The 25,924-nt window shown below is 73.8% G+C and carries 25 protein-coding genes; 13 read left to right on the plus strand and 12 right to left on the minus strand.

The window, feature by feature from the left end:
- The first annotated feature begins 63 nt into the window (after nucleotides 1–63).
- Entirely contained in the window at nucleotides 64–2,136 is a 2,073-nt protein-coding gene (gene pta, locus A6A27_RS12230; RefSeq protein ID WP_073834707.1) for a phosphate acetyltransferase, read from the plus strand.
- Complete coding sequence (locus A6A27_RS12235; RefSeq protein WP_073834708.1) at nucleotides 2,133–3,254, plus strand: acetate/propionate family kinase; 1,122 nt, start codon at nucleotides 2,133–2,135, stop codon at nucleotides 3,252–3,254. Before pta ends, A6A27_RS12235 begins: the two co-directional genes overlap by 4 nt.
- 116 nt (nucleotides 3,255–3,370) lie before the next feature.
- Here the strand turns inward: A6A27_RS12235 and A6A27_RS44955 are convergent, their stop codons facing one another.
- Entirely contained in the window at nucleotides 3,371–3,541 is a 171-nt protein-coding gene (locus A6A27_RS44955) for a hypothetical protein (RefSeq protein ID WP_198940278.1), read from the minus strand.
- Nucleotides 3,542–3,698: 157 nt separating this feature from the next.
- Between A6A27_RS44955 and A6A27_RS12240 the strand changes: the two genes are divergently transcribed.
- The 3 genes from A6A27_RS12240 (at nucleotide 3,699) to A6A27_RS12250 (ending at nucleotide 6,516) form a co-directional block, all read left to right on the plus strand.
- Nucleotides 3,699–4,718, plus strand: a complete 1,020-nt coding sequence (locus A6A27_RS12240) for an alpha/beta hydrolase family protein (RefSeq protein ID WP_073834946.1) — start codon at nucleotides 3,699–3,701, stop codon at nucleotides 4,716–4,718.
- A 155-nt stretch (nucleotides 4,719–4,873) separates the two neighbouring features.
- Complete coding sequence (locus A6A27_RS12245; protein ID WP_073834709.1) at nucleotides 4,874–5,413, plus strand: nucleotidyltransferase domain-containing protein; 540 nt, start codon at nucleotides 4,874–4,876, stop codon at nucleotides 5,411–5,413.
- A gap of 140 nt (nucleotides 5,414–5,553) precedes the next feature.
- Nucleotides 5,554–6,516, plus strand: coding sequence for an alpha/beta hydrolase family protein (locus tag A6A27_RS12250; protein WP_073834710.1), 963 nt, complete (start codon nucleotides 5,554–5,556; stop codon nucleotides 6,514–6,516).
- Between the two features lie 21 nt (nucleotides 6,517–6,537).
- Here the strand turns inward: A6A27_RS12250 and A6A27_RS12255 are convergent, their stop codons facing one another.
- The 3 genes from A6A27_RS12255 to A6A27_RS12265 all read right to left on the minus strand — a co-directional run bounded on the left by A6A27_RS12255 (nucleotide 6,538) and on the right by A6A27_RS12265 (nucleotide 9,247).
- A complete protein-coding gene (locus A6A27_RS12255; RefSeq protein WP_073834711.1) occupies nucleotides 6,538–7,500 on the minus strand; it encodes a zinc-binding dehydrogenase in 963 nt (320 codons plus the stop codon).
- 75 nt (nucleotides 7,501–7,575) lie between these two features.
- Nucleotides 7,576–8,751 (minus strand): NAD(P)-dependent malic enzyme, encoded by a 1,176-nt coding sequence (locus tag A6A27_RS12260; RefSeq protein WP_073834712.1) that lies wholly within the window; start codon nucleotides 8,749–8,751, stop codon nucleotides 7,576–7,578.
- Nucleotides 8,752–8,890: 139 nt separating this feature from the next.
- Complete coding sequence (locus A6A27_RS12265; RefSeq protein WP_274534547.1) at nucleotides 8,891–9,247, minus strand: S24/S26 family peptidase; 357 nt, start codon at nucleotides 9,245–9,247, stop codon at nucleotides 8,891–8,893.
- Nucleotides 9,248–9,331: 84 nt separating this feature from the next.
- Between A6A27_RS12265 and sodN the strand changes: the two genes are divergently transcribed.
- From sodN to A6A27_RS12280, 3 genes are all read left to right on the plus strand, one after another.
- Nucleotides 9,332–9,736 carry a superoxide dismutase, Ni gene (sodN, locus tag A6A27_RS12270; RefSeq protein ID WP_073834713.1) on the plus strand — a complete coding sequence of 135 codons (405 nt, stop codon included), beginning with the start codon at nucleotides 9,332–9,334 and terminating at the stop codon, nucleotides 9,734–9,736.
- 65 nt (nucleotides 9,737–9,801) lie between these two features.
- The gene (locus A6A27_RS12275) at nucleotides 9,802–10,254 is read left to right on the plus strand and encodes a GNAT family N-acetyltransferase (RefSeq protein ID WP_143193986.1); all 453 of its coding nucleotides are present in this window, start codon (nucleotides 9,802–9,804) and stop codon (nucleotides 10,252–10,254) included.
- Nucleotides 10,255–10,285: 31 nt separating this feature from the next.
- Nucleotides 10,286–10,690, plus strand: coding sequence for an ATP-binding protein (locus A6A27_RS12280; RefSeq protein WP_073834715.1), 405 nt, complete (start codon nucleotides 10,286–10,288; stop codon nucleotides 10,688–10,690).
- 47 nt (nucleotides 10,691–10,737) lie between these two features.
- On the opposite strand, the gene A6A27_RS12285 is transcribed toward A6A27_RS12280, so the two are convergent.
- Entirely contained in the window at nucleotides 10,738–11,127 is a 390-nt protein-coding gene (locus A6A27_RS12285) for a hypothetical protein (protein ID WP_073834716.1), read from the minus strand.
- 42 nt (nucleotides 11,128–11,169) lie between these two features.
- On the opposite strand from A6A27_RS12285, the gene A6A27_RS12290 reads away from it, so the two are divergent.
- Nucleotides 11,170–12,120, plus strand: a complete 951-nt coding sequence (locus A6A27_RS12290; RefSeq protein ID WP_073834717.1) for a diacylglycerol/lipid kinase family protein — start codon at nucleotides 11,170–11,172, stop codon at nucleotides 12,118–12,120.
- Nucleotides 12,121–12,626: 506 nt separating this feature from the next.
- On the plus strand, nucleotides 12,627–12,884 hold the full coding sequence (locus A6A27_RS12295) for a WhiB family transcriptional regulator (RefSeq protein WP_073834718.1): 258 nt from the start codon (nucleotides 12,627–12,629) through the stop codon (nucleotides 12,882–12,884).
- A gap of 168 nt (nucleotides 12,885–13,052) precedes the next feature.
- Here the strand turns inward: A6A27_RS12295 and A6A27_RS12300 are convergent, their stop codons facing one another.
- The 4 genes from A6A27_RS12300 to A6A27_RS12310 all read right to left on the minus strand — a co-directional run bounded on the left by A6A27_RS12300 (nucleotide 13,053) and on the right by A6A27_RS12310 (nucleotide 16,498).
- The gene (locus A6A27_RS12300) at nucleotides 13,053–13,802 is read right to left on the minus strand and encodes a sirohydrochlorin chelatase (RefSeq protein ID WP_073834719.1); all 750 of its coding nucleotides are present in this window, start codon (nucleotides 13,800–13,802) and stop codon (nucleotides 13,053–13,055) included.
- Nucleotides 13,784–14,566, minus strand: coding sequence for a phosphoadenylyl-sulfate reductase (locus A6A27_RS12305; RefSeq protein ID WP_073834720.1), 783 nt, complete (start codon nucleotides 14,564–14,566; stop codon nucleotides 13,784–13,786). The genes A6A27_RS12300 and A6A27_RS12305 overlap by 19 nt, the downstream gene beginning before the upstream one ends.
- Nucleotides 14,563–14,721, minus strand: coding sequence for a hypothetical protein (locus A6A27_RS44960; protein WP_198940279.1), 159 nt, complete (start codon nucleotides 14,719–14,721; stop codon nucleotides 14,563–14,565). The genes A6A27_RS12305 and A6A27_RS44960 overlap by 4 nt, the downstream gene beginning before the upstream one ends.
- 70 nt (nucleotides 14,722–14,791) lie before the next feature.
- Nucleotides 14,792–16,498, minus strand: a complete 1,707-nt coding sequence (locus tag A6A27_RS12310; protein ID WP_073834721.1) for a nitrite/sulfite reductase — start codon at nucleotides 16,496–16,498, stop codon at nucleotides 14,792–14,794.
- A gap of 536 nt (nucleotides 16,499–17,034) precedes the next feature.
- Between A6A27_RS12310 and A6A27_RS12315 the strand changes: the two genes are divergently transcribed.
- Nucleotides 17,035–18,771: a glycosyltransferase family 39 protein gene (locus A6A27_RS12315; protein WP_073834722.1), complete on the plus strand. Its 1,737-nt coding sequence runs from the start codon at nucleotides 17,035–17,037 to the stop codon at nucleotides 18,769–18,771.
- Between the two features lie 162 nt (nucleotides 18,772–18,933).
- On the opposite strand, the gene A6A27_RS12320 is transcribed toward A6A27_RS12315, so the two are convergent.
- On the minus strand, nucleotides 18,934–20,478 hold the full coding sequence (locus A6A27_RS12320; RefSeq protein ID WP_073834723.1) for a sensor histidine kinase: 1,545 nt from the start codon (nucleotides 20,476–20,478) through the stop codon (nucleotides 18,934–18,936).
- Nucleotides 20,479–20,503: 25 nt separating this feature from the next.
- Nucleotides 20,504–21,535 carry an SIS domain-containing protein gene (locus tag A6A27_RS12325; RefSeq protein ID WP_073834724.1) on the minus strand — a complete coding sequence of 344 codons (1,032 nt, stop codon included), beginning with the start codon at nucleotides 21,533–21,535 and terminating at the stop codon, nucleotides 20,504–20,506.
- A 183-nt stretch (nucleotides 21,536–21,718) separates the two neighbouring features.
- On the opposite strand from A6A27_RS12325, the gene A6A27_RS12330 reads away from it, so the two are divergent.
- Nucleotides 21,719–23,545, plus strand: coding sequence for a tetratricopeptide repeat protein (locus A6A27_RS12330; RefSeq protein ID WP_073834948.1), 1,827 nt, complete (start codon nucleotides 21,719–21,721; stop codon nucleotides 23,543–23,545).
- Between the two features lie 87 nt (nucleotides 23,546–23,632).
- Here the strand turns inward: A6A27_RS12330 and A6A27_RS12335 are convergent, their stop codons facing one another.
- Nucleotides 23,633–25,225: an MDR family MFS transporter gene (locus A6A27_RS12335; RefSeq protein WP_073834725.1), complete on the minus strand. Its 1,593-nt coding sequence runs from the start codon at nucleotides 25,223–25,225 to the stop codon at nucleotides 23,633–23,635.
- Nucleotides 25,226–25,338: 113 nt separating this feature from the next.
- Here A6A27_RS12335 and A6A27_RS12340 point away from each other — a divergent pair, with 113 nt between their 5' ends.
- Entirely contained in the window at nucleotides 25,339–25,908 is a 570-nt protein-coding gene (locus A6A27_RS12340; protein WP_073834726.1) for a TetR/AcrR family transcriptional regulator, read from the plus strand.
- The last annotated feature ends 16 nt before the right edge of the window (nucleotides 25,909–25,924 follow it).

A 25,924-nucleotide genomic window follows, 5' to 3' on the forward strand; every position in this document is an offset into this window, starting at 1 on the left:
GGGCCGTCGGCCCCGGGCACAAGGACCCGGGCGGGGGCCACCACGATCTTGTAGCGTGAGGTCGTGGCACGCAGCGTGTACCTGACCAGCGTGGGCTCGGGCGGGGGCAAGTCGACCGTCGCGCTCGGGCTGGCGGAGCTGCTGTCCCGGCAGGTCGAGCGGATCGGCGCGTTCCGGCCGCTGGTCGCGGGCCAGGGCCCGGACCAGATCCTGGCCCTGCTCACCGAGCGCTACCGGGTGGAGCTGCCGATCGACGCGCTGCACGGCTCGACGTACGCCGAGGCCACCGCGCTGGTCGCGGACGGCCGGCGGGAGGAGCTGATCTCCCGGATCGTCGCCCGCTACCGTGAGGTGGAGCGGCGCTGCCCCGCGGTCGTCGTGGTGGGCAGCGACTTCGCCGACGGGGACGGCGCCGGCCCACGCGAGCTGGCGTTCAACGCCCGGCTGGCCACCGAGTTCGGCAGTGTCGTGGTGCCCGTGGTCGACGGGTTCGGCCAGCCGCCCGAGGCGGTCGCGGCGGCGGTACGCGGGGCGTACCACGACCTGGAGGACCTGGGGGCGACCGTCCTGGCGGTGGTCGCCAACCGGGTGCCCGGGCCGATGACCCTGCCCGACCTGCCCGTCCCCGCGTACGCGATCCCGGAGGTGCCGGCCGTGTCGGCGCCGACGGTGGCCGAGGTGGCGGCGGCGCTCGGCGCCACCCTGCTCGCCGGGGACGACGCCGCGCTGGACCGCGACGTGCTCGACTACGTGGTGGGCGCGGCGCACGTGCCCATCCTGCTGGACCACCTGACCGACGGCGCGCTGGTGATCACCCCCGGCGACCGGGCCGACCTGCTGGTGGCGGCGGGCGCCGCGCACGTGGCCGGGCAGGTCTCGCTGGCCGGGCTGGTGCTCACCCTCGGCGAGCAGCCCGACCCTCGGGCGATGCGGCTGGTCGAGCGGCTGAACACCGGGCTGGCCGTGCTGTCGGTGCCCAGCGACAGCTACGCCACGGTCGAGGCGTCCAGCCGGATCGAGGGCCGGCCCAGCGTGGCCAACCCCCGCAAGGTGGAGGCGGCGCTCGGCGCCTTCGAACGCTGCGTGGACACGGTCGACCTGGCCCGGCGGCTCCGGGTCAGCCGCTCCACGCGGGTCACCCCGCTGATGTTCGAGAACGACCTGATCGACCGGGCCCGGGGGCGACGCCGGCGGCTGGTGCTGCCGGAGGGCACCGAGGAGCGCATCCTGCGGGCGGCGGAGATCCTGCTGCACCGGGGCGTCGCCGACCTGACCCTGCTCGGCCGGCCGGCAGAGGTCGCCCGGCGCACCCGCGAGTTGGGCGTCGACATCGGCGGCGCGCAGGTGGTCGACCCGGTCGCCAGCGAGTGGCGGGACGAGTTCGCCGCCGAGTACGCGCGGCTCCGCACGCACCGGGGTGTCACGCCCGAACTGGCCCAGGACATCGTGGCGCAGCCCAACTACTTCGGCACGATGATGGTGCACTCCGGGCGTGCCGACGGCATGGTCTCCGGCGCCACCCACACCACCGCGGCGACCATCCGGCCGGTCTTCGAGATCATCCGGACCGTGCCGGGCGTCTCCGTCGCCTCCAGCGTCTTCTTCATGCTGCTGGCCGACCGGGTGCTGGTGTACGGCGACTGCGCGGTCAACCCGGATCCGGACGCCACCCAGCTCGCCGACATCGCCATCTCCTCGGCCGACACGGCGGCCCGGTTCGGCATCGAGCCCCGGGTGGCGATGCTGTCGTACTCGACCGGCGACTCCGGCTTCGGGGCGGACGTGGAGAAGGTCGCGGCGGCCACCAAGCTGGTCCGGGAGCGCCGGCCGGAGCTGCTGGTGGCGGGCCCGATCCAGTACGACGCGGCCATCGACCCGCAGGTCGCGGCCACCAAGCTGCCGGACAGCCCGGTGGCGGGCCGGGCGACCGTGTTCGTCTTCCCGGACCTGAACACCGGCAACAACACGTACAAGGCGGTGCAGCGTTCGGCCGGAGCGGTGGCGGTCGGCCCGGTCATGCAGGGCCTGCGGCGGCCGGTGAACGACCTGTCCCGGGGTGCCACCGTGCCGGACATCGTCAACACCGTGGCCATCACCGCCATCCAGGCCGCCGCGTCGTCGGAGGGGGTCGCGTGACCGATCGGGTGCTGGTGCTCAACTGCGGTTCCTCGTCGGTCAAGTACCGGCTGTACGACGGCGAGGAGGTCCGGGACAAGGGCAAGATCGAGCGGGTGGGTGAGCCGGGCGGCGGGCCGCCCGACCACGCGAGCGCGGTACGGGAGATCATCGACCGGCTCGACCTCGACGGGCTGGCCGCGGTCGGGCACCGGGTGGTGCACGGCGGCCGGCGGTTCAGCGAGCCGACGCTGATCGACGACCCGGTCCTCGCCGCCATCGAGGACCTGGTGCCGCTCGCCCCGCTGCACAACCCGGTCAACCTGGCCGGCATCCGGGTGGCCCGGGAGGTCCTGCCGGACACCCCGCAGGTCGCCGTCTTCGACACCGCGTTCCACCACACGCTGCCCGAGCCCGCAGCCACCTACGCGATCGACCGGGACACCGCCGAGCGGTACGGCGTCCGCCGGTACGGCTTCCACGGCACCTCGCACTCGTACGTCTCCCGGCGCACCGCCGAACTGCTGGACCGGCCGTACCCGGAGCTCAACACGGTCACCCTGCACCTGGGCAACGGGGCGAGCGCCTGCGCGGTCCAGGGCGGACGGAGCGTGGCCACCTCGATGGGCCTGTCCCCGCTGGAGGGCCTGGTCATGGGTACCCGCAGCGGGGACCTCGACCCGACGGTCATCTTCCACCTGCGCCGCGAAGCGGGGATGGGTGTGGACGAGATCGACGACCTGCTCAACCACCGCAGCGGCCTGCTCGGCCTGGCCGGGGCCAACGACATGCGCGAGGTGCTGGCCCACCGGGACGCCGGGGATCCCGCCGCCGCCCTCGCCTTCGACGTCTACTGCCGCCGGATCACCGAGTACGTCGGCGCGTACTACGCGCTGCTCGGACGGGTGGACGCGGTCACCTTCACCGCCGGCGTCGGCGAGCACGCCGCGCCGGTCCGCGCCGCCGCGCTGGCCGGGCTGGACCGGCTGGGCATCGCCGTCGAACCGGCCAGCAACGACGGCACCGGCGACCGGGTGATCTCCCCCGACGGGGCCGAGGTCACCGTCTGCGTGATCCGGACCGACGAGGAGCGGGAGATCGCCCGGGAGACCCGGGACGTGCTCGGCTCGCGCGGCTGAGGCGGCCGGCTGGCTGCCCGTCTTTCACTGGCCCGGCGACCGGTCCGGGCAGGTGACCCTCGCGACCACCCGCGGCGGAGTGTCGGACGGCTGCTGCCACGGTCGCCGGCGAGGGCTCAGCTCAGCGCCAGCCAGGCCACCACGGCGACCACCACCACGGCGACGCCGATGCCGGCGATCAGCGGCAGCCGGGACGGCGCCTCCGCCACCGCTGCCGTGTCGGGCGACTCGACGAAGGCGCGGAACTGCGCGGTGTTGCCGCTCGGGTCGGTGTAGTTCTCAGCCATGCGCGTGACCCTAGCGAAGCTCGTCCAGCGGAGGCTGTTCCGCCGGGCCGGCGACCACAACACGGTCCGGCCGGTGGAGGCGTGTCGGCCAGGTGGTGACGGTGCTCGGTCCGGACGTCCGGGCCGCACCGGCCACCCGGCCGCCTACCGTGAAGTGGTGAGGGTGCAGCGGCTGGTCGCCGCGCTGGTGACGGCGCTGCTCGCGGGATGTGGTCCGGCCACCGCGACGACCCGCGGTGCGGCCGCACCCGCCATCCCAGCCGCCCCCGAGCCGGCCTACCCGGTCGGCGTGCGGCAGTTCGTCGTCGACGCGGGCGGTCCCCGGCCGCTGCCGGTCACCGTCTGGTACCCGGCGTCCACCGGCCCGCCGTCGACCCCCACCGTCCTGCCGTCGACCTCAACCATCCCGCCGGGCGGCCCGCCATCGACCCCAACCGCCGCGCCCAGCGCCCCGGGGGCGGAGACCGGGCCGAGCGTACGGGCCGGAGCACCGGTGGCCGCCGGGCGGTTCCCGGTGGTGATCTACAGCCACGGGCTGCGCAGCCTTCCCGAGCTGCACGCCCCGCTGACCACCCGCTGGGCCGCCGCCGGCTTCGTGGTGGCGGCGCCGATCTTCCCGCGTACCAACCTGCGGGCGCGGGACTTCACCCGCGCGGACGTCCGCAACCAGCCCGCCGACGGCTGGCGGCTGATCCGCCACCTGGTACGCCTCGACACCCGCCGGGACGACCCGCTCGCCGGGCACCTCGCCGTCAACCGGATCGCCGCGGCCGGACACTCGGCGGGCGGCTTCACCACGGCCGGCATGTTCACCTCGGGGCACCCGGCCCGGCTGCGCTCCGGGATCGTGCTCGCCGGCGGCGGGCTGGCCGGCAGCTTCGCCGGTCCGGTGGCGCCGCTGCTGTTCGTGCACGGGGCCGCCGACCCGATCGTGCCCGAGTCGGTCGGCCGGGCCGCGTACGCCCGCGCGGTCGGGCCGGCCGCCTTCCTGAGCCTTCGCGGTCAGGGCCACGGCGAGTACCTGATCCCGGGAAACCCCGGCTTCCCCCAGGTCCTCGCCACCACCATCGACTTCCTCCGGTGGACCCTCTACGACGACCGGGCCGCCCTGCGCCGCCTCCCCACCGATGCCCGCCTCCCTGGCGTCACCACGCTCACCAGCCGCCTCCCCCGCTGACCCGCCGCTCGCCGGGTGGGTATCGCCTCGGCCCACGCCGGCTCGGCGACACCGTGGTGTCGACCGGCCCCGGCCCCCGCCACATCGCCGAAACTGGCGTCGAGCATGACCAGGCTGAGCGGTCGCGGTCTGCCGCTGGGCGGTAGCGTCACCGCGTGGACGGGGACGGGCTGGCGGAGCGGCAACTCGACGCGATCCGCGAGGTGACGGCGCTGGCCGGACGGGCCGGTATCGCGCTGTGGCTGCGCGGCGGCTGGGCGATGGACTTCCACCTCGGCGTGGTGACCCGGCCGCACGTGGACGTCGACTGGTACTGCTGGCGGCACGACGCCGACGCACTGTCGGCCCTGCTCGCCGGGGAGGGCTGGCGACCCGACCCGCGGATGCCGGCCACCCTCCAGCTCGACGTGGGCCGGGACGACGTCGAGCTGAGCTTCGCGTACCTGGACCGGGACGCCGAGGGCCGGGTGGTGGTCGGCGCCGGGCCGTGGGCCGGCACCCCGCTGCCCGAGGGGATGCTGGACGCCGGACCGGGTCGCATCGGCCTGCTGGCCGCGCCGATCATCAGTGCCGCCGCCCAGATCGAGTTCAAGGAGATGTTCCCGGTGTGGATGCCGGCTCGGCCCCGTCGGGCGAAGGACGCGGCCGACCTGGCCCGCCTCCGGAGCAGCGGACCCCACCCCGGAGGAGTCTGACGCCCGGTCCGGACCTCGCTACATCGCCGAGCCGGCGTTGAGCACGACCGGACCGAGCGGACGCCGAACCCGGTGTCGATCGCGGCCGGCGCGACCGAAGGCCGGCCGGCCGGTCCGGATCGCGAGGCAGAATCGTCTTCATGCTCCGTCGCCGTGCCGCCCTGGTCGCCGCCGCCCTGCTCAGCGCGGGTCTGGCCGGCTGCTCCGGCGGGACCGTCCTGCCCGAGCGCGCCGCACCGACCCCGCCGCCCAAGGCGACCACGCCGGCGCCGCGAGTACCCATCGGGCACGCCCCCACCGAGAGCTTCGCCGTCGGCGTACGCCAGCTCAAGCTGAACCGCGACGGCGACCGTGCTCTGCCGGTGACCGTCTGGTACCCGGCCCGGGGCGCGGCCGGCGGCGCGCCCGAGCGCTCGGCCGCGGCGGCGGCCGGGCGGTTTCCGGTGGTGATGTTCAGCCACGGGCTGGGCGCCCGGCCGGAGGACTACCAGCTTCTGCTCGGCCGCTGGGCGGCGGCCGGGTTCGTGGTGGCCGCGCCGCGGTTCCCACACACCGGGGCGGGCGGCGACGGCAACGTGCTCGACGTGCTCAACCAGCCGGCCGACGTGTCGTACGCGCTGACCCAGGTGCTCGCCCTCGACGCGAAGGCGGACGACCCGCTGCACGGCCGGCTGGACACCGAACGGGTGGCCGCGGCGGGGCACAGCGCGGGCGGGGTGACCACGATCGGGCTGTTCACGGCGGGCCGGGACGACCGGCTCGACGCGGGCATCGTCTTCGCCGGTACGGCTCTCGGCGTCGGCACCGCCTTCGCCGGTGCGGCCGCCCCGCAGCTGTTCGTGCACGGCGAGGCCGACGAGGTGGTGAACTATGCCTCCGGCAAGGCCGCCTACGACGCGGTGCCCTGGCCGAAGGCGCTGCTCAGCCTGCCGAAGGGCGATCACGGCCGGGCCCTGCTCACCGACGGCGCGGCGCTGCGGGTGGTCGCCGACACCACCGTCGAGTTCCTGCGCTGGACGCTCTACGGCGACGCGGCGGCGAAGCAGCGCCTCCCCGCCGACGCCACCCGCGGCGGCCTGGCCACCCTCGACGACCACCTCTGACGCATCCGCGCCGCGCCCCCGTCAGGCGGTGTGGTCGATGACGACCTTGCCGAAGACGTCGCCGGAGGCGAGACGGGCGAAGCCGTCCTCGATCCGGCTGAGCGGCACCACGCTGTCGACCACCGGTCGCACCTCGTGCTCGGCGCAGAACGACAGCAGTTCGGTGAGCTCGTCTGGGGTGCCCATCGAGGTGCCGAGGATCTCCAGCTGCATGGCGAAGACCCGGCGCAGGTTGACCTTGGGCTCGTGCCCGGCGGTGGCGCCGGACACCACGATCCGGGCCATCGGCGCGGCGGACTTCAGCGAGTGGTCGAAGGTGGCCGCGCCGACCGTCTCGATCACCACGTCGACCCGCTCGGGCAGCCGGGCGCCGGGCTCCAGCGCGGTCGCCCCCAGCTCGGTGATCCGTTCCCGCTTGGCGGCGTCGCGGCTGGTCGCGTACACCCGCTTGCCGAGCGCGACGCCGAGCGCGACGGCCGCGGTGGCCACCCCGCCGCCGGCCCCCTGGACCAGCACCGACTCGCCCTCGTCGACCCGCCCCTTGGTGGTGAGCATCCGCCACGCGGTGAGCCAGGCCGTGGGCAGGCAGGCCGCGTCGGTCGCCGACAGGCCCTCCGGCAGCGCCAGCAGGTTCATCCGGGGTACGGCCACCCGCTCGGCGAAGGTGCCGGGGAAGTGCTCGGAGAGGATGGAGACCCCACGCGGGTCACCCGGGGTGGGCACCACCGGGTAGATGACCACCTCGTTGCCGTCCGGGTCGGTGCCGACCGCGTCGCAGCCCAGGATCATCGGGAGCTGGTCACCGCTGAGGCCCACTCCGCGCAGGGACCAGAGGTCGTGGTGGTTGAGCGAGCTGGCCCGTACCTGCACGGTGACCCAGTCCGGCTCGGGTCGGGTCGGCTCGGGACGGTCGCCGACGGTGAGCGCGGCGAGCGGGTTGTCGGCGTCGAAGGCCGAGGCATAGGCGGCACGCATGATCGGCACGGTAACAAGCTGAGCGCCCGTTAAGAAGGGGCCCTTCCTGTGCAAAATGCAATAAGAAGGGCCCCTTCCGTCGACTCAGCGGCGGGCCACCCCGTCCCGGCGGGCCGCCTCGGCGACGGCCTCGGCGACCGCCGGGGCGACCCGCGGGTCCAGCGGGGACGGCACGATCGCCTCCGGGGTCAGCGACTCGGCGACCACCCCGGCGATGGCGTCGGCGGCGGCCACCTTCATCCCGTCGGTGATCCGGGTGGCCCCGGCGTCCAACGCGCCCCGGAACACCCCCGGGAAGGCGAGCACGTTGTTGATCTGGTTGGGGTAGTCGCTGCGCCCCGTGGCGACCACCGCGACGTGCCGGGCCGCCACCTCGGGGTGCACCTCGGGCGTGGGGTTGGCCAGCGCGAAGACGATGCCGCCCGGGGCCATCCCGGCCACCGCCGCCTCGGGGATCTGCCCGCCCGAGACGCCGATCAGCACGTCCGCGTCGCGCAGCGCCTCGGTGATGTCGCCCTGCCGGCCGTCCGCGTTGGTGGTCTCGGCCAGCTCGGCCTTGGTCCCGGTCAGCTCGCGGTGCCGACCGAGGATGCCCTTGGAGTCGCAGACCACCACCTGGTCCGGGTTCACTCCGCCGGCGACCAGCATCCTGGTCACCGCGACGCCGGCCGCACCGGCCCCGCTGACCGCCACCCGCAGGTCGCCGAGCTTGCGGTTGAGCAGGGTGGCCGCGTTGCGCAGCGCGGCCAGCACCACGATCGCGGTGCCGTGCTGGTCGTCGTGGAAGACCGGGATCGGTAGCGCCTCGTCCAGCCGGCGTTCCACCTCGAAGCAACGCGGGGCGCTGATGTCCTCCAGGTTGATCCCGCCGAACGACGGGGCGAGCGCCCGAACCGTCGCCACGATCTCGTCGACGTCCTGGGTGTCCAGGCAGATCGGCACCGCGTCCACGCCCCCGAACTGCTTGAACAGCACCGCCTTGCCCTCCATCACCGGCAGCGCCGCGCGGGGGCCGATGTTGCCCAGGCCCAGCACGGCGGAGCCGTCGGTGACCACGGCGACGGTGTGCGAAACCCAGGTGTAGTCGTCGACCAGGTCGGGGTCGGCGGCGATCGCCTCGCACACCCGGGCCACCCCCGGGGTGTACGCGAGGGAGAGATCCTCCCGGCTGGTGAGCGGGACGGTCGAGGTGACGGCCATCTTGCCGCCGGCGTGCAGCCGGAAGACGGGATCGGCGGGGTCCGGAGGGGCGGAAGACATGGTGACTCCTGGATCTGTCGAGCAGACGGACCGGCCGGCTCGGCGCGCGGTGGTCAGCGGCCAGCGGGGCGGCGGTGCGGGGGTCACCCGGGCACTTTCCGAGCATAGTGGCGCACCCGTCACCGGGGTGTGAGCGGGGTCATATCCATTCTTGCCGACCCTTGACCAGCCCGGGATGCGGCCAGTAACGGACCACCACCCGACCCCGGACGTCCGCCACCCCGTACGCCCGGGAGTCGTCGGCGACCAGGTCGTTGTCGCCGCGTAGCCACCATCCGCCGTCCTGCGGACGGACCGCGCGCTTGACCACGAGCAGGTCGGGGCGGCTCCGGAAGACCGCGACCACCACGTCGCCGGGGCGGACCGGCCGGCCGCCGGTACGCACCAGCACCGCGTCGCCGTGCCGCAGGGTCGGGACCATGGAGGGGCCGGTGACCAGCACCGCCGCCAGTGGGCCGCGCAGCACGGTCGGGTGGGATCCGTTCACCGCTCGCACCGGGTTTCACCTCCCGCCCGCTGGGGAGCATGTCCAGGAGTAATGTCGTCTCGGATCATCGCAAACATCCCATGGAGGACCCTGATGCGCCTTCCCCGCATCCTCACGCCCCGTGTGACCGCCAGCGCCCACTGTGACCTGCCCTGCGGCGTTTACGACCCGGCGCAGGCCCGGATCGAGGCCGAGTCGGTCAAAATGATCTGCGAGAAGTACCAGGCGAACACCGACCCGGAGTTCCGCACTCGGGCGATCATCATCAAGGAGCAGCGGGCCGAGCTGGTCAAGCACCACCTGTGGGTGCTCTGGACCGACTACTTCAAGCCGGCGCACTTCGAGAAGTACCCGCACCTGCACCAACTCTTCAACGAGGCCACCAAGATGGCGGGCGCCGCCGGCGCCAAGGGCGCCACCGACCCGGCCAAGGCCGACGAGCTGCTGTCGAAGATCGACGAGATCTCGAAGATCTTCTGGGAGACCAAGCAGGCGTGACCCCGCCGCCTCCGGCACCGACGATCCGGCCGGCACGTCCCGAGGACGTGCCGGCCGTCGTCGCGATGGTGCACGAACTCGCCGACTACGAGCGGGCGCCCGAGCAGTGCCACCTCACCGAGGAGCAGCTCACCGCGGCTCTTTTCGCCCCCGCGCCCGCGCTCTTCGGCCACGTCGCGGTGGACCGGGCCGACCAGCCCATCGGCTTCGCCCTCTGGTTCCTCAACTTCTCTACCTGGGAGGGCGTGCACGGCATCTACCTGGAGGACCTGTACGTCCGGCCGGCCGCCCGGGGTACCGGCGCGGGTCGCCAACTGCTCGCCACCCTGGCCGCGATCTGTGTCGAGCGCGGCTACCGGCGGCTGGAGTGGTGGATGATCAACTGGAACCCGGCGGCCCGGTTCTACTCGTCCATTGGGGCGAGCCCGATGGACGAGTGGGTCCCCTACCGCCTCGCCGGCACGGCGTTGCACCAACTCGCCGCGCAGGCGACGGCCGTCACATCCCCCGACACCTGACCGGGTAGAGTCCCGCACCAGGGGGATGAGGGTGACTCAACTGACCGGCCAGCCGACGAGCGACGACGTCGTGCACCTCACCGTGCCCGCCGACGGCGGGTATCTCGGCGTGCTCCGCACTGCCACGGCCGGGCTCGCGGCCCGGCTCCAGTTCGCCCTCGACGAGATCGAGGACCTGCGCATCGCGGTCGACGAGGCCTGCGCCATGCTTCTCGCCATCGCCACCCGCAACGCCGAGCTGGAGTGCCGGTTCGCGGTGACCGAGGATGCGCTCACCGTCGAGGTGACCGTGCCGACCGTCCGGGGCGCGGCGCTGCCCGCCGAGTCGTCCTTCGCCTGGAAGGTGCTCACCGCGCTGACCACCGCGGCGTCCGCCCAGGCCGGCGGCGGCCGGGCCACCATCTCCCTGCTCACCCGCCGCGCCTCCGGCTACTGACCGCGTCGCTTGCGGCGGACCGCGCTCAGGTGCGGGGGACCCCGGCGTCAGCCGACGCCGAGGGCCCGGTTGGTCGGCGAGCTGACCAGCAGCCCGGTGACCCCGACACCCAGCGCCATCAGCGGCAGCCCCAGCCAGCCCAGCCCGCCCTGGATCATGTACCAGCCGACCGGTAGCAGCATGAGCTGGAGCACGATGGCAGGTGCCCGGGCACCGGCCTTCCGGCGTACCAGCGCGCCGCCGAGGGCCCAGAGCGCCGCGGCCCCACCGATCGCGAACACCGTCACCAGCAGCGCCGAGGTCAGGTCGGTGGCGGGCGCGGTCAGGTCGGACCAGACCAGCCAGGCGGCGACCAGGCCGAGCGCCACCGCCTCGGCCCGTAGCAGGTGCACCGCCCAGCGGAGCGGGGCGGGGACCGGGTCGGAGTCGATCGTCACGGCGCCACGATACCCGTGGGTAGGCGCGGTACAGTGCCGCCCATGCGGGCCGTCCTGGTGGTCAATCCGAAGGCCACCACCACCAGCGAACGCAGCCGTGACGTCCTGGTCCGGGCGCTGCGCAGCGAAGTCGACCTGTCGGTGCGGTACACCCGCCGGCGGGGGCACGCCGTGGACCTGGCCCGGGAGGCCGCCGAGGAGGGCGTCGACCTGGTGGTCACGCTGGGTGGCGACGGCACGGTCAACGAGGTGGTGAACGGCCTGATGAGCGCCGAGCCGCCGACCTTCCGTACCGGGGACACCTCGGCGGAGCGGCTGCCGGCGCTGGCCACCGTGCCCGGCGGTTCGACCAACGTCTTCGCCCGCGCGCTCGGCCTGCCCCGGGAGTGGCCCGACGGGACCAGCATGATCCTGGAGGGGCTGCGCCTGGGCCGGTCCCGGACGATCGGCCTGGGCCGGGCGGACGACCGCTACTTCACCTTCTGCGCCGGCTTCGGCATCGACGCCGCGGTGATCCACCGGGTGGAGCGGGCCCGCCGGCAGGGCCGGGTCTCCACGCCGGCGCTCTACCTCCGGTCGACGGTCAGCCAGTACTTCCTGGCGTCCGACCGGCGCCACCCCAGCATCACCCTGGAGCGGCCGGGCGAGACCGCGGAGGCCGAGCTGGCCACCGTCATCGTGCAGAACACCGCGCCCTGGACGTATCTGGGCGAGCGGGAGATCAACCCGAACCCGGAGGCGTCCTTCGACCTCGGGCTGGACGTGCTGGCGATGCGGCAGCTGCGAGTCGCCAGCACGGCACGTACCGTGACGCAGTTCTTCACCCAGCAGCCCGACCCGCACGGCCGGCAGGCGCTCCGGCTGCACGACGTGCCGGAGTTCACCCTGCTCTCGGCCCGCCCGCTGGCCTTCCAGCTCGACGGGGACTACCTGGGCGAGCGGGAGAAAGTTAGATTCGCATCCATTCCGGCCGCGCTGAGAGTAATCTGCTAGGCCTCGGGTACTCCCGTCCGTTGACACGGTGACCCACCGCTCCCCCGCGGTGGGCGACGGCTTCAGGTCGCGGCGCGGCGGTCAGACGCGCCGAAGCCGAACTGGAGTTGTCGGAGCCACGCCGACGAAAGGGTGCCGGAAATGTCAGCAATGTCACGCAGACTGTACTATATTGATCCTCGACTGTGGCACGCCGGGTAACCAGAGCGCTCTGAAACCCGGACAAAAGGGTGGTGAGCCTGCTCACTGCTCGGAGTTTTTCCGAGCGTCACCCTTGACATCGCGGCAGTTCGTGAAAGTATTCACAAGCGAACTTGTGTTACCGGGACATTGCCTGGATATGCTCGGCAGGTTGAGCTGTTCCAGCAGGTCCCGGGGCTTGCAGCTTGCTCACGCAGCGCCGAATTGATGGATGCTGACCGTCACCAATCGGCAATGCGGATGCATATAGGAAAAGCAACGAAGCGTTATCTGGCCCCCACGTAAGAATGAGGAGTGTTGCCGCCATGGACTGGCGCCACGATGCCGTCTGCCGCGACGAGGACCCGGAGCTGTTCTTCCCGATCGGGACGTCCGGTCCGGCCCTCCTGCAGGTGGAGCAGGCCAAGGCCGTCTGCCGGCGCTGCCCGGTGACCGACCAGTGCCTGCAGTGGGCGCTGGAGTCCGGTCAGGACGCCGGCGTCTGGGGCGGGATGAGCGAGGAGGAGCGCCGCGCGGTGAAGCGCCGCGGCGGTCTCCGGGTGCTGCGCGCTCACTCCGCCTGATCGCACCGCACAGCACGCCCCGGCCGGGTCCGCCCGCCGGGGCGTCTTGCTGTCCAGCCCCGGCCGGCTCCGTCCCCGGCGATCATGAGGTTGACCGCGACCTGGACCGCGCCGAGCGCCGCCAACCTCATGATCACCTGAGCTGGGCGGGGGCAAGCCAGGGCGGCGTCAGCCGAGCTGGGCGGCGGCGCGGCGGAGGACCAGGTCGGCCAGGTCGCAGACATCGGTGAGCGGCGCGGCGACCGCCGCCGCGCCGGCGTCCCGGGCGGCACCCCGCACGGCGTCGTGGAACAGGCCCGGCGCCAGGAAGTAGGCCGCCACCGCGACCCGGCGGGCGCCGCCCGCCCGCAGCTTCGCCACTGCGGCGCCGGCTGCCGGGGGCGCCGCCGAGGCGTACGACACGCGACACGGGACAGCCAGCTCGGCACCGAGCGCCGCGGCGACCCGGCCCACCGAGCCGCGCGCACGGGGATCCCGGGTGCCAGCCGCGGCCAGCACCAGGGCGTCGTACCCGCCCGGCTCCGCCTCGGCCAGCCGGCGGCACAGCCCGGCCAGCAGCCCGGCGTCCACCCGCCCGTCGGCCGGCCCCAGCACGTCGGCGACCCGTACCTCGATCGGTGGCCCGCCCGCGCGGGCGGCGGCGACGGCCGCCGGGATGTCGACCTTCCGGTGGTACGCGGCGGTCAGTAGCAGCGGCACCAGCACCGCGCGGGAGTGGCCGGCGGTGGCGAGCTCCCGCAGCACGGCGGTCGGCCCGGGCTCGGTGTGGTCCAGCCAGCTCGGCAGCACCGTGACGCCGGGGCGGGCGGCCGCCACGGCCCGGGCCAGCGCCCGGGTCGCCTCGGCCGCCCGCGGGTCACGGCTGCCGTGCGCGACCAGCACCACCGGCGGGTCGGGCGTCAGGTGTGCAGGCCGCACTCGGTCTTCTCGAACATGGCCCACCGGCCCGCCCGCGGATCCTCCCCCGCTGTCGTCCGGCGGGTGCAGGGCCAGCAGCCGATCGAGCCGTAGCCGCGCCCGAACAGCTCGTTGACCGGGATGTCGTACCGGGCGATGTAGGCGTCCACGTCGCGCTGCGTCCAGGCGGCGATCGGGTTCACCTTGACCTTGCCGCGCCGGGCGTCGAAGGCCACCACCGGGGTGTTGGCCCGGGTTGGCGACTCGTCCCGGCGCAGCCCGGCGGCCCAGGCGTCGTACCCGGTCAGCGCCCGCTCCAGGGGCTCGACCTTGCGGAGCTGGCAGCAGTCGTCCGGGGACCGGTTGAACAGCCGTGGCCCGTACTGGCCGTCCTGCTGCCCGACGGTCATCCGCGGCCGGATCGACCGGACGTTCACCGGCAGCCGCCGGGCCACCTCGTCGCGGACCCGGAGCGTCTCCGGGAAGTGCAGACCGGTGTCCAGGAAGACCACGTCGACGCCGGGGGCGACCCGGGAGACCAGGTGGGCCAGCACCCCGTCGGCCATCGAGCTGGTCACGCAGAACCGGTCGCCGAACGTCTCGGCGGCCCAGCGTGCGATCTCCGGCGCGGGGGCGTCCGCCAGCTCCCGGCCGGCCGCCTCGGCCAGCGCGCGCAGCTCCTCGGGGTCGCGCCGGAGCGGATCGGCCGGGACCGGCCCGCCGGCCGGGACCGGCCCGCCGATCCCGACCAGGCCCATGTCAGCGGCGGAACGCAGGCCGCTCACCGGGTCACCGCCCGAGTGAGCAGGCCGGCGAACTTCACGGTGAAGACCCGCGCACACGCGTGGCACTCCCAGGCGCCGTGCCCGGCCTCGCTCGGCCGCAGGTCCTCCTCCCCGCAGTACGGGCAGTAGAGAGGCGCAGAACGGGTTTCGCTCATCGCGCCACCTCGCTTCGCTCGGTGTCACGATGAGTTGCACTGAGCTGCTTGATTCGCTCGCTACGCTCGCTCATCGGAGTTCCTCCTCGTCGACCCTGATCACCCAGTTGGCGAAGGCCTCGCCCTCCGCCCGGCCGGCCAGGTAGCGGCGGGCCAGCCGTTCCACGTACTCCGGAAGCTCCTCGGCGGTGGTCTTCAGGCCGCGCAGCTTGCGGCCGAAGCCGGCGGTCTGCCCCTGCGCCATGCCGAGGCCGCCGCCGAGGTGCACCTGGAAGCCCTCCACCTGCCGGCCGTCCGGACCGACCACCAACTGGCCCTTGAGCCCGATGTCGGCGACCTGCGTCCGGGCGCAGGCGTTCGGGCAGCCGTTGAGGTGGATCGAGATGTCGGCGTCGAAGTCGCGCAGCCGCTCCTCCAGCCGGGTCACCAGCTCCTCGCCGCGCCGCTTGGTCTCGACGATGGCGAGCTTGCAGAACTCGATGCCGGTACAGGCCATGGTGCCGCGCCGCCAGGCGGACGGCCGGGGCTCCAGACCGATCCGGCGCAGCTCCGCCACCAGCGAGTCGGTCCGCTCCGGCGCCACGTCCAGCACCAGCAGCTTCTGGTACGGGGTGAGCCGCACCCGGTCGCTGCCGTGCGCCTCGACCACGTCGGCGAGCCGGGCCAGCTGCGGCCCGGAGACGCGACCCACCATCGGGGCCGCGCCGACGTAGTGGCGGCCGTCGCGCTGCGGGTGCACGCCGATGTGGTCGATCGGCTTGTCCGGCAGCTCCGCGGCCGGGCCGTCGAGCAGCGTCCGGCCCAGGTACTCCTTCTCCAGCACCTCGCGGAACTTCTCCACACCCCAGTCGGCGACCAGGAACTTCAGCCGGGCCCGGTTACGCAACCGGCGGTAGCCGTAGTCGCGGAAGATGCCGACCACGCCGGCCCAGACGTCCGGCACCTCGGCCAGCGGCACCCAGACGCCGAGACGCTTGGCCAGCATCGGGTTGGTGGAGAGGCCACCGCCGACCCAGAGGTCGAAGCCGGGACCATGCTCCGGGTGCTGCACGCCGAGGAAGGCGATGTCGTTCGCCTCGTACGGCGTGTCGACCAACCAGGAGATCGAGGTCTTGAACTTGCGGGGCAGGTTGGAGAACTGCTTGTCACCGACGTACCGGCGGACGATCTCGTCGAGCGCCTGCGTCGGGTCGACCACCTCGTCCCGGGCCACCCCCGCAACCGGGCTGCCCAACACGACGCGGGGGCAGTCGCCGCACGCCTCGGTGGTCTGCAGGCCCACCTCCTCCAGGCGGCGCCAGATCTCCGGCACGTCCTCCACCCGGATCCAGTGGAACTGGATGTTCTGCCGGTCGGTGATGTCGGCGGTGTCCCGGGCGAACTCGCGGGAGATGTCGGCGATGACCCGCAGCTGCGCCAGGTTGAGCTCGCCGCCGTCCACCCGGACCCGGAGCATGAAGAACTCGTCCTCCAGCTCGTGCGGCTCCAGCACCGCCGTACGCCCGCCGTCGATGCCCGCCTTGCGCTGGGTGTAGAGCCCCCACCAGCGGAACCGGCCGCGCAGGTCCTGCGGGTCGATGGAGGCGAAGCCCCGGTGGGCGTAGATGTTCTCGATCCGGGCCCGCACGTTCAGCGGGTCGTCGTCCTTCTTGATCCGCTCGTTCGCGTTGAGCGGCTCGCGGTGCCCGAGCGCCCACTGCCCCTCGCCACGGGCGCGGCGGGGCGCCCGCGCGGCGGGCGGGTTGTCGGCGCGGGTGGGGGTGCTGCTGACCGCCATCGCGGCGTCCTCCGTTGTCTGCTGTGCCTGGGTACGCAAACGCGGCGGCCGGCCCTGCCAAGGGCCGTGGACGGCGATGTCGATGACGGCCGGCGCGGTAGCGCGCCCGAGACGGATGGGTCGGGCGTCGTCAGTGGGCCGGACAGATCGCGCTGCGCACGCGGCCGTAATCGACGTGGCGGCGGGCCACGAAGCGGCGGACGACAGCGGCGGTCATGCGCCATATGCTCCCACAACCCACGACGGCCGGCCAACGGTCGAGTGTGTGATCCCACATCACGGGCATCGACGATGATCCACTGCGACGAGGTATGGCTGGCCGAGGGCGGGCCGGATCGCTCTCGGAGCAGCCGCGCCGCTCACGAGGTGGCCGGCGCCGCTCACGAGGCAGCCGCTCACGTCGTGGCCGCACCGCCCACGGAGTCGCCGCACCGCTCACGGGGTGGCCGGCGCCGCGAATCGGCCGACCCCCGCGCCGGACCTGTGTGACGCTGCGACAGGTGAGCACTCCTGCGTCGCCCACACCGGCCGGGGCGATGGACGACCGCCCGAGGTGGTGGGTCGCGGCGGCGCCGGCGCTGCTCACGCTGGTGGTCACCCTCGCCGGGATCGGGCACGCGCAGCCGTGGCGGGACGAGCTGGCCACCTGGAGCGCCGCCACCCGCCCGGTGGGCGACCTGATCCGGCTGGCCGGCACCATCGACGCCGCGACCGGGCCGTACTACCTGGCCATGCATGCGTGGACGACGCTGGCCGGGACCTCGCCGACCGCGCTGCGGCTGCCGTCCGCGCTCGCCATGGCCGGGGCCGCCGCGCTCACCGCCCGGCTCGGCGAACGGCTGGTCACCGCCCGGGTCGGGTTGATCGCCGGGCTGCTCTTCTCCGCCCTTCCGAGCACCTCCCGGTACGGCCAGGAAGCCCGCCCGTACGCCCTCGCCACCTTCCTCGCCGTGCTCGCCACGCTGCTGCTGGCCGGCGCGCTGCGCCGGCCGACGGGGCGACGCTGGACGGGGTACGCCCTGGCCATCGCCGCCCTCGGGCTGACCCACCTGATCGCCCTCACGCTGCTCGCCGCGCACGGGCTCGTGGTGCTGCTCGCCGCGTGGCGCGGACCGGCGGCAGCCGGCCCCGGCGCGCAGACCTCCGATGCGGCCGGCAGCGGCGCGACCAACCGGGCAAGCAACCGCGGAGCCAGCAACCGGGCGAGCAACCGCGGGGCCGGCAACCGGGAGAGCGACCGCGCGACCGGCGACCGGGCGGGCGATCGCGGGGCCGCCCGGGGCACGACCGGCAACCGCGCCGGCGGCAGCGTCGGTGGCGGCGTCGGTGGCGGCGATCCCAGTCAGGACCGGCGCTGCGGTGAGGGCGGCCGGGCGAACGGGGAGCGGGCGGCGGGCGAACAGCCGGTCAGCGACGGCCCCGCGGGCAGGTGGCGTGGGCCGCTGGGGTGGTGGGTGGTCGCGTTGCTGCCGGCGGCACTGCTGGTCACCCCGCTGGTGCTGATGGCCGACGGGCAGCGGTCCCGACAGCTCGACTGGGTGCACCTGGCCCGCCCCGCCGACCTGACGGCGCTGCCCGGCGGGTTGGCGCAGAGCGGGGTGGTGGGCGGGCTGCTGGTCGGCCTCGCCGCGCTCGGCGCGGGGCGGCTCGGCCGCCGGGCGCTGCTCCCCGGCACCGCCGTCCTGCTGCCCGTACTGCTGCTCTTCGCCGCCGGGACGCTCGTGCCGCTCTGGGTGACCCGGTACCTCGTCTTCACCGTGCCGTTCGCCTGCCTGCTGGCCGGGGCGGCGGTGGCCGGAATACGGCTGGCGCCGGCGCTCGCCGTGGTGGCCCTGGCCGGGGTACTCGGCCTGCCCGACCAGGCGGCGCTGCGCGGTACGCACGAGTGGCCGCGCGCCGCACCCGTCGACTACCGGGGTGCGGCCCGGATCATCGCCGAGCACCAGCAGCCGGGCGACGCGATCGTCTACTCACCCCGGGAGAGTTGGCTCTTCCTCGACCTCGGCATGGCGTACCACCTGGGGGCACGGCGGCCCCGCGACGTGCTGGTGGTCAGCGACCAGCGGCAGCGCGCGGACCTCTGGGCCAGCGAGTGCGACCGGCCTGCGGAATGCCTGGCCGGGGTGGAGCGGCTCTGGCTGGTGGTGTCCGGGCGGCGGACCGATCCGGTGGCCGCGGTGCCGGGACCCAAGGGAGGGGCGTTGCGCGACGGTTTCACCGTGCGACAGGTCTGGCCCCGCCCCGGCATCACCGTCGCCCTCCTCACCCGCTGAAGCCCGCGCCCGCGCCCTCGCCCTCGCCCTCGCCCTCGCCAAGATCCTCACAACTTCCCCGAAGGAGTGCCTCGTTGCGCCAGGAGGCCACTCTTTCCGCGAACTTGTGCGGACCTTGCGCGCCGGACGCGAGACGCGCGGACGCGAGACGAGGCGGGGGCGTCAGGTGGTGAGACGGTCGGTGGTGCCGCGGGCGAGCGGGACGACCAGCACGGCCTCGGTGCCGCCGGTGGCGCCGTTGCGCAGTTCGATGGTGCCGCGCAACTCGCCGGTGACCAGGGCCCGGACGATCTGCAGCCCGAGGTTGCCGCCGCGCTCGGCGTCGAACTGCTCGGGCAGGCCGCGCCCGTTGTCGGTGACGGATACGTGCAGCTGCTTGCGGAACCGGTGCGCGGAGACCACCACCGCGGGCTCCGCCCCGTCCCGCGGGCCGGCGGCACCCTCCTCGCCGGCCGGGAAGCCGTGCTCGACGGCGTTGAGCAGCAGCTCGTTGAGGATCATCACCAGCGAGGTGGCGATCTCGGCCGGCAGTACGCCGAAGCTGCCCTGCCGGCGCATGCCGACGGTCACCTCGGTGGCGGCGACCTCGGTGGCCGCGCTGGCCACCCGGTCCACGATCCCGTCGAACTCGACCGCCTCGTCGCTGGACATGGAGAGGGTCTCGTGGACCAGGGCGATCGAGGCGACCCGGCGTACCGACTCCTCCAGGGCGACCCGGGCCTCGGGCATGGCGACCCGGCGGGCCTGGAGGCGGAGCAGCGCGGCGACGGTCTGCAGGTTGTTCTTCACCCGGTGGTGGATCTCCCGGATGGTGGCGTCCTTGGTGATCAGGGCGCGGTCCCGGCGGCGTACCTCGGTGATGTCGCGGACCAGCACCAGCGCGCCGATCGGCACGCCGGCCGGCATCAGGGGCAGGGCGCGGGTGAGCATGGTGGCGCCGCGGGCGTCGATCTCCCGCCGGGGCGGCGCCTCGCCACGCAGCGCGGCCAGCACCGCGTTGCCCGCGTCGGTGCCTTCGAGGGGGTCGCCGGCCAGCCGGCGGTGCAGCTTGGCCAGGTCCTCCCCGACCAGATGGGAGGCGTAGCCCAGCCGGCGGTACGCGGACTGCGCGTTCGGGCTGGCGTAGGTGACCTTGCCGTTGGCGTCGAGCCGGACCAGTCCGTCGCCGACCCGGGGCGCCGAGGTGGTCTCGCCCGGGTGCCGGGGCGGCGGGAAGGTGCCGTCGGCGATCATCTGGGCCAGGTCGTCGGCCGTGGTCAGGTAGTTCAGTTCGAGCTGGCTGGGCGTACGCGCGGTGGACAGGTTGGTGTCCCGGCCGACCACGGCGATGACCTCGCCGGCCTCCCCGTCGGCGGTCCGCAGCCGCACCGGGATCGCCTCGTGCCGGGCGGGCACGTCGCCGTACCAGACCGGGTCTCCCTCCCGCCAGATCCGGCCCTGCCCGTGGGCCACGTCCAGGTGCGCCACCTCCGGCCCGCCGACGATCCGCCCGACCTGGTCGTCGAGGTACGCGGTCGGCGCGGTCGTGGGCCGGACCTGGGCCACGCAGAGGAACGTGCCGTCGCCGTCCACCGGCACCCAGAGCAGCAGGTCGGCGAAGGACAGGTCGGACAGCAGCTGCCAGTCGCCGGCGATCCGGTGCAGATGGTCGATGTCGCTCGGCCGGAGCTGGGTGTGCTCCTCGGCAAGGTCGCGCAGGGTGGACACGCTGACCAGCGTGCCACGCCGGGCGTCACATCGTCGCGGTGATCTTTTTCAACCCGCGCGGAGCGTCCGGGTCCTCGCCCCGGGCCAGGGCCAGCGCCAGCGCCAGCCGCTGCAGCGGCAGGATGTCCAGCAGCGGGGCGTACCGCTCGTCGACCTCGGGCACGGCCATCCGGGCGGTCACCTCGACGTCGGCGGAGCCGACCACCACCACGTCGGCGCGGCGCTCCCCGAGCCGGGGCAGCACCTCGCGCATCGACTCGCCGCCGGGGCCGGAACCGACCACCGCGAGCACCGGCACGTCCGGGTCGGTCATGGCGAGCGGGCCGTGCAGCAGGTCCGCGCCGGAGAAGGCGAGCGCCGGCAGGTACGACGTCTCCATCAGCTTGAGCGCCGCCTCCCGGGCCGTCGGGTACGCGTACCCCCGGCCGGTGGTGACGAGCTGGCCGGCGAACCGGTAGCGCGGGGCGAGCTGCGCCGGGGTGGCGTCGGACAGGGTGCGTTCGGCCAGCTCGGGCAGGCGGGCGAGGGCGGCCCGCTCCTCGGCGGGGAGTACCCCGTCGCCGGCGCGTACCCCCTCGATCAGCATGAGCAGCGCGAGCAGCTCGGCCGTGTACGTCTTGGTCGCCGCGACCGCCCGCTCGTGCCCGGCGGCGATGTCCACGCTCAGCTCGGCGGTGCCGGCCAGCGGCGAGTCGGGGTTGTTGGTGACGGCGAGGGTGAGCGCGCCCGAGACGCGGGCCACCCGCAGCACCTCGGCCAGGTCCGGCGAGCCGCCGCTCTGGCTCACGCCGACCACGAGGGCGTCGGACAGGTCCGGCCGGGCGCCGAAGACGGTGATCGCGCTCGGCGAGGCGAGACCGGCGGGCAGACCGAGCCGGATCTCGCTCAGGTACGCGGCGTACAGCGCCGCGTGGTCGGAGGTGCCCCGCGCGGTGAAGACCACGTGGCGGGGCCGGCGCTCGGCGATCACCGCCGCGACCCGGGCGATCGCCTCGGCGTGCTCGGCGCAGAGCAGGCGGTCATAGCCGGCCGGCTGCTCCTCGATGTCGGCGGCCATGCCGGCCCCTGGACGCGTCACGGAAGGCCCCCTTCTGCGCGATTGCCGCGCGATCCGTGCTCAGTCTTGCACCTTTCGGCTGTGACGAGCAACGGAACGCGCAGTAGTGCGCAGTAGATCACCACACGGACCGGTGATCGCCTAGGCTTGCCCGGCTGGCGGACCGACCACCGAGAGGACGACGTGCCCGAGGACGACCCCGCGCTCGCCGTTGAGGAGGAGCTGAGGCTGGCCCGGCTGGCGCTGGCCGACGGAAACCTCCCGCACGCCGCGGACCACGTCGCCGCCGCTCTCGTCCGGGCCCCGACGCTGCCCGAGGTGCACGAGACACTCGCCCGGGTGGCCGCGGCCAGCGGCGGTGACCTGGAGCTCTTCCCGCTCGGGCACCACGCCTTCGTCGGCGCGGTGGTGGCCCGCGCCCACCTGCTCGCCGCCGCCGGGCACCCCGCCGAGGGGCTCGACCTGCTGGCCGCCGCGACCGGCTACGCGCCCAATGCCGACTGGGCCGGGGTGCCCTGGGTGACCGCCCCCGACCTGCCCGAACGGCTCGACCCCGAACGCACCGCCCGGATCCTCATGCAGATCTGCGCGGCGGTGCCCGACCCGGTCCCCCGCCGTCTCCGCGACCCGCTGCGGCCGTACCTCGTGCTGGCCCGCAACGCGGTCACCGTGCACCCCGGGCACGCGCTGTTGCTGGGCGCGGCGTCCGCGCTGGCCCGACGCCTCGGCGAGGTCGCCCTCGCCGTCACCTGGGCGGCCCGCGGGGTACGCGCACAGCCGACCAAGCTCGGCGAGGTGTGGCTCGGGTACGCGTACCGCAGCGCCGGCCGGACCCGGGACGCGCTCGCCGCGCTCGGCCGGGCGGTCGCCCTCGACCCCGACGACCTCGCGGTGTACGCCGACATCGCCGGCACCCTGGCGGACAACGGCCGGCTCGACGAGGCGCTGGACTGGATCGACCGGGCACTCGCCAAGGACCCCACGTTCGACTGCGCGGTGCACACCGCGCACCGGCTGCGCTTCCAGCGCGACGGGGACGTCGCCCACCTGGTCGCCCTCGCCGACTTCGTCCGCGACCACCCCGATGACACCCACGAGCACGGCGACCTGGCCGAGTGCTGCCGCAGCCGCCCCTGGCTCGGGCAAGTGACCCCGGCCGGCGGGCCGGTGCTGGACGCGCTGCGGCAGGCCCTCGCCGCCGAGGGCGCCGCCCGGGTCGCCCTACGCCTCGACGCGCTGGAACCGCCGAGCGCCATGCGTACCGCGACGGCGGCCGTGCCGGGGCTGGACGTGGAGGTGCTCGCCGTCGCCGACCCGGACCCGCGGGAACCCCGCCGGGCCACCACCTGGCAGCTGTGGCGGTACGAGGGCACGATCGCCGCGCCCACCCTGCCCAGCCCGTCGCCCGAGGCGGCGGAGCGGATCCGGCAGCTCGCCCACCCGGCCTGGCCCCACCCGCCGGCCGCGTACGACGGCGCGGTCGGGCTGGCCACCCTGGAGCTGGCCGACCTGCTCGGCCTGCTGGTGCATCCACCCGAGCCGCCGGTCACCGCACTGGGCCGGGTGCTCGCCGGTCAGGACCCGTCGCTCTGGGTGCGCTGTGTGCAGGTCTGGACCTGCCTCGGTCTGCTGCACCACCGCACCGACGAACCGTGGGCGGAGTCGACCCGCCGGCGGGTGCTGGTGGAGCTGGTCTGGGGGGTGGAGGACTGGATCACCGAGGCGGCGGTGTTCGCCCTCGTCACCGCCGCCTGGGTCGACCCCGCCGTACGCTCCGACGTGGCCGCGGTGGTGGCCGAGCGGATCGCCGACGTGGCGGCCGTGGCCCGCGAACGCCGGGTGCCGATCGCCACCTCGCTGGCCCACCTGGCGCTGGCCACCCCGGATCTCGACCCGGCGGCCCGCGACCTGGCCCGCGTGTTGATCCGCGGCCCCGCCGACGCCCCATCCCGGCCAGGTCCGTTCACGCGCCTCCGCCGCCTCCTCGCCGCCCTCTTCGGCCGCGCCTGATCGGCGACCCGGAGTCGATCAAGGGGCCGGTACGCGGCGCGGCCACGCCGTACCCCGGAAGGGGCCGGCGTGGCCGCGGCGCGTGCGTCAGGCGACGGGGGCCTTGCCGAGGGCGGCCTCGGCCTGGTCCTCGGGGGTGCCGTCCGCCGGCCGGACGTCGTTCGCCGAGCGGAGCGGGACCTCCTTGATGAACCAGGCGAGCACCGGCACCGCGACGGTGAGGAACACCGCCCAGACGAAGACGTGCGAGATGGCGTCGGAGAGCCCGCCGAGGACGACCTCCCGCATCGGCCCGGTGAGCTGCTTGAGCTTCTCCAGGTCCATGGCGCCGCCCTCGCCACCCTGTCCGCCGGCGAACGCGGGACCGGCGGCCGAGTCGGCGAGCCGGTTCGCGAAGATCGCGCCGAACAGCGCGACGCCGAACGAGCCGCCGATCGAGCGGAAGAAGGTCGCCGCGCCGCTCGCCGCACCCAGGTCCTTCTGCTCCACGCTGTTCTGCGCGATAAGCATGGTCGTCTGCATGAGGAAGCCCATGCCGACGCCGAGCACGATCATGTAGAGCGAGGACTCGACCTTGCTGGTGCCGACGTCCAGCAGGGTCAGCAGGCCCATGCCGGCGGCCATCACCACGCCACCGATGATCGGGAAGGCGCGGTAGCGACCGGTCTTGGTGATGACCCGGCCGACCACCAGCGAGACCACGAGCATGCCGAACATCAGCGGGAGCAGCAGCAGGCCGCTGTTGGTGGCCGAGGCGCCCTGCACGGTCTGCTGGTAGAGCGGCAGGAAGTTCATCGAGCCGAACATCGCGAAGCCGAGCAGGAAGCCGATCACCGAGATGACGGCGAAGTTCCGGTTGGTGAAGAGCCCCAGCGGCAGGATCGGCTCGGGCGCCCGCCGCTCGACGAGGCCGAAGATCGCCAGGGTCACCGCGGCCAGCGCGGCGAGGCCGAGGATCTGCGGGGAGGTCCAGTCGTACTCGTTGCCGCCCCAGGTGGCGACGAGGACGATCGCGGTGATGCCGACGGAGAGCAGCGCCGCGCCCAGCCAGTCGATCTTGTGCTCGGTGCGGTACTTCGGCAGGTGCATCGTGGTGGCCAGCAGCAGCAGTGCCACGCCGCCGAGCGGCAGGTTGACGTAGAACGCCCAGCGCCAGGAGAGGTGGTCGGTGATGAAGCCGCCGACCAGCGGGCCGGCCACCATGGCGATGGCCATGATGCCGGCGATCATGCCCTGGTAGCGGCCCCGCTCCCGGGGCGGCACCAGGTCACCGATGATCGCCATCACGCCGACCATCAGGCCACCGGCGCCGAGACCCTGGACGGCCCGGAACGCGATCAGCTCGATCATGCCGTCGTTGACGCCGCCGAGGATGCTCGATCCGGACATGCCGCACAGCGCCGAGCCGATCAGGAAGATGACGACGGAGGTCAGGAAGACGGCCTTGCGGCCGTAGAGGTCACCGAGCTTGCCCCAGATCGGGGTGGAGACGGTGGTGCCCAGCACGTACGCGGTGACCACCCAGGTGAAGTGATCGGCCCCGCCGAACTCGAAGACGATCCGCGGCAGCGCGGTGCTGACGATCATGTTGTCGAGCATCGCGAGCATCATCGCGATCATCAGACCGAACAGCACGACCCGGACATTGGGTCGCGCTATCGCCTCGGCTGATTGACTCATGGGTAAGCTCCCCCGAAGATTTGTGACCGACTTACTTGCCGCCCGGCTAGTTACCTTACTAGCCGCACGGTAAGTTGGTGTCGGAAAGTCGTCAAGCGAGATAGGTGGTCAGGGTGAGGGAGAGCACAGGCGGCACGCGGGAACGCATCCAGGCCGTCGCGCTGGAGCTCTTCACCGAGCAAGGGTACGAGAAGACCTCGCTGCGGGAGATCGCCGAACGGCTCGGGGTGACGAAGGCTGCGCTCTACTACCACTTCAAGAGCAAGGACGAGATCGTCAACAGCTTCGTCGAGGACCGGCTACGCCGGATGGACGAGCTGATCGAGTGGGCGCAGACCCAGCCCGCCACCCTGGCCACCCGCCGCGTCCTGATCGCCCGGTACGCGGACACCATGTTCGCCGGCGAACTGCCGGCGGTCATGCGCTTCTTCGAGCAGAACCAGACCGTGCTGAAGAGCCTCGCCGCCGGCCAGCAGATGCGGGAGCGGATGATGCGGCTGGCCAACGAGCTGTGCCGGGGCGACGAGTCGCCGGCCGCCCAGCTCCGGGCCGCGCTGACCCTGTTCGCGGTGCACAGCAGCTGGTTCGCGGTACGCACGCCGCACATCACCGACGACGACCGCCGGAAGATCTCCCTCGAGGTGGCCGACGAGCTGCTGGCGCGGATCGCCGACGGCGACTGACCGGCGGCGACCCCGG

The organism is Micromonospora sp. CB01531, assembly GCF_001905095.1.
GTDB lineage: Bacteria > Actinomycetota > Actinomycetes > Mycobacteriales > Micromonosporaceae > Micromonospora.

Excerpts from the sequence above, each read along its gene's own strand:
- A6A27_RS12315 (WP_073834722.1), top strand. The coding sequence starts at position 17,035 with ATGGACGACCGCCCGAGGTGGTGGGTCGCGGCGGCGCCGGCGCTGCTC.
- A6A27_RS12295 (WP_073834718.1), top strand. The coding sequence starts at position 12,627 with ATGGACTGGCGCCACGATGCCGTCTGCCGCGACGAGGACCCGGAGCTG.
- A6A27_RS44955 (WP_198940278.1), bottom strand. The coding sequence starts at position 3,541 with ATGGCTGAGAACTACACCGACCCGAGCGGCAACACCGCGCAGTTCCGC.
- A6A27_RS12325 (WP_073834724.1), bottom strand. The coding sequence starts at position 21,535 with ATGGCCGCCGACATCGAGGAGCAGCCGGCCGGCTATGACCGCCTGCTC.
- A6A27_RS12250 (WP_073834710.1), top strand. The coding sequence starts at position 5,554 with ATGCTCCGTCGCCGTGCCGCCCTGGTCGCCGCCGCCCTGCTCAGCGCG.
- A6A27_RS12260 (WP_073834712.1), bottom strand. The coding sequence starts at position 8,751 with ATGTCTTCCGCCCCTCCGGACCCCGCCGATCCCGTCTTCCGGCTGCAC.
- A6A27_RS12290 (WP_073834717.1), top strand. The coding sequence starts at position 11,170 with ATGCGGGCCGTCCTGGTGGTCAATCCGAAGGCCACCACCACCAGCGAA.
- sodN (WP_073834713.1), top strand. The coding sequence starts at position 9,332 with ATGCGCCTTCCCCGCATCCTCACGCCCCGTGTGACCGCCAGCGCCCAC.
- A6A27_RS12275 (WP_143193986.1), top strand. The coding sequence starts at position 9,802 with ATGGTGCACGAACTCGCCGACTACGAGCGGGCGCCCGAGCAGTGCCAC.
- A6A27_RS12310 (WP_073834721.1), bottom strand. The coding sequence starts at position 16,498 with ATGGCGGTCAGCAGCACCCCCACCCGCGCCGACAACCCGCCCGCCGCG.
- A6A27_RS12335 (WP_073834725.1), bottom strand. The coding sequence starts at position 25,225 with ATGAGTCAATCAGCCGAGGCGATAGCGCGACCCAATGTCCGGGTCGTG.
- A6A27_RS44960 (WP_198940279.1), bottom strand. The coding sequence starts at position 14,721 with ATGAGCGAAACCCGTTCTGCGCCTCTCTACTGCCCGTACTGCGGGGAG.